Below are 2075 nucleotides of genomic sequence, written 5' to 3' on the forward strand. Positions count from 1 at the left end.
ATGGGCTGGCCTGGCGCCGGCTGGCGTCCGCCCCGCCGCCGGCCGCGCCGGCCGCCACGCCGGGTCTGGATGCGCTGTGCAGCGGGGTGCTGCCGGTCTGGTCGGACCAGGTGCAGCTGGCCAGCAGCCAGACCGAGCAGGCCATCACCGCGCTGGCCGAGCGTTTCGTCGAGATCAACCGCCGGGTCGGCGTGGCGGTGGCCAACAGCCACGCCGGCGACGACGGCGCCCTGCTCGACCTGCTCAACCGCAGCCACGACGAACTCGATTCCATCACCAACGCGCTGCGCGACGCCCTGGCCGCCAAGAACGCGCTGCTGGAGCAGGTGGCCGGCCTGGCCGGCTTCACCAGCGAATTGCGCGGACTGGCGCACAGCGTGGCCGAGGTGGCCCGCAAGACCAATCTGGTGGCCCTCAACGCCGCCATCGAGGCCGCCCGCGCCGGCGAGGCCGGGCGCGGCTTCGCGGTGGTGGCGCGCGAGGTGCGCGAGCTGTCGCTGCTGTCGGGCGCCGCAGGCAAGCAGATCGCCGACACCATCGACACCGTCAACCGCGCCCTGAACGGCACACTGGAGGCGTCGCAGCAATACGCGCGGCGCGACCAGCAGTCGCTGCTCAACTCGGCCGCCATCATCGAACGCGTGGTCGGCGATTTCCGCCAGGCCACCGCCACCCTGGCCGCCACCGCGCACGATATGCGCGAGCACAGCGCGGCGGTCGGCCATGAGCTGGAGCAGGTGCTGGTCTCGCTCCAGTTCCAGGACCGGGTCAGCCAGATCCTGGGCCAGGTGCGGGCCGACATGCACAAGCTGGCCACCCGGCTGGACCAGCACGGCGCCGCCCCGGCGCTCGACCCCCAGGCCTGGCTCGGCGAGCTGGCCGCCAGCTACACCGCGCCGGAACAACACCATCCACAGCTGGGGCGTGCGGCGCAACCGGCCGATGACGTCACCTTCTTTTAACCCCGCCAAGGATTTTTTCCCGTGTCCAAAACCATACTCATCGTCGATGACTCCGCCTCGCTGCGGCAAGTGCTGAGCATCACCCTGCGTGGCGCCGGCCATACCGTGGTCGAGGCCTGCGACGGCGACGACGCCCTGAGCAAGCTCGATGGCCGCAAATACCATCTGATCATCAGCGACGTCAACATGCCCAAGCTGGACGGCATCGGCTTCGTCAAGGCCGCCAAGCAGCTGCCGGCCTACAAGTTCACCCCCATCGTCATGTTGACCACCGAAGCCAGCGACGCCCGCAAGGCGGCCGGCCAGGCGGCCGGCGCGCGCGCCTGGATCGTCAAGCCGTTCCAGCCGGAGACGGTCCTCAACGCGGTCGCCAAACTGATCCTGCCATGAGCCAGCCCCTTGCCGCCCCCGCCGCCATCGTCTACCCCGCGCCCGCCGGCGAGATGACGATTTTCACCGCCGCCCGCGACCAGCTGTGGCTGCTGGACGCGGTGCGCGCCGGCCACCTGGTGCTGCTCGACCTGGCCCAGGTCAACAGCATCGACAGCGCCGGCATGCAATTGCTGGTGGGCGCCAAGCGCCACGCGCGCGCGCTCGGCCACGAGCTGCGCCTGGTCAATCACAGCGCGCAGTTGCGCGAGGTGCTGGCCCTGTGCGGCCTCAGCGCGGAGCTGGACGCCGCCGCCACGCAGGGGGCAGCATGATGCAGGAAGCCCTGCCGACCTTCATCGCCGAGGCCGGCGAGCTGCTGGAGCAAATGGAGGCGGGCCTGCTCCATATCGAGCAGGACGGCGCCGACGCCGACGCCATCCATGCGCTGTTCCGCGCGGTGCACACCCTCAAGGGGTCGGCCGGCCTGTTCGGCCTGCACCACATCGTCGCCGTCACCCATGTGGCCGAAAGCGTGCTGGACGAGGTACGCGAGGGCCGACTGGCCATCACGCCGGCGCTGGCCACGCTGCTGCTGTCGGTCGGCGATTACCTGACGGCGCTGGTGGCGCTGGCCGCCACCGGCGACGAACCGGACGCCGCCTGCGCCGCCACCGGCCTGGCGCTGGGCGACGAGCTGCAAGCCTATCTGGGCGCCGGCCAGGCGCCGCCGGCGGCCTCCCC

Annotated in this window: 4 protein-coding genes; all 4 read left to right on the forward strand. The window is 71.3% G+C overall.

The genetic code is table 11. The features are described from left to right. Positions 1 to 962, forward strand: a 962-nt coding sequence (locus tag GM676_RS31195) for a methyl-accepting chemotaxis protein (RefSeq protein ID WP_155468451.1), incomplete at its 5' end; no start/stop codon positions are given. 21 nt (positions 963 to 983) lie between these two features. After that, a complete protein-coding gene (locus tag GM676_RS31200) occupies positions 984 to 1352 on the forward strand; it encodes a response regulator (protein ID WP_371866423.1) in 369 nt (122 codons plus the stop codon). Further along, entirely contained in the window at positions 1349 to 1666 is a 318-nt protein-coding gene (locus GM676_RS31205; protein ID WP_155468452.1) for an STAS domain-containing protein, read from the forward strand. Before GM676_RS31200 ends, GM676_RS31205 begins: the two co-directional genes overlap by 4 nt. Further along, positions 1663 to 2075 (forward strand): Hpt domain-containing protein (locus tag GM676_RS31210; protein ID WP_211923328.1); only part of this gene is annotated, 413 nt, incomplete at its 3' end. The genes GM676_RS31205 and GM676_RS31210, both read left to right, overlap by 4 nt.

The sequence above is a fragment of the Duganella radicis genome, from assembly GCF_009720825.1.
GTDB lineage: Bacteria > Pseudomonadota > Gammaproteobacteria > Burkholderiales > Burkholderiaceae_D > Rugamonas > Rugamonas radicis.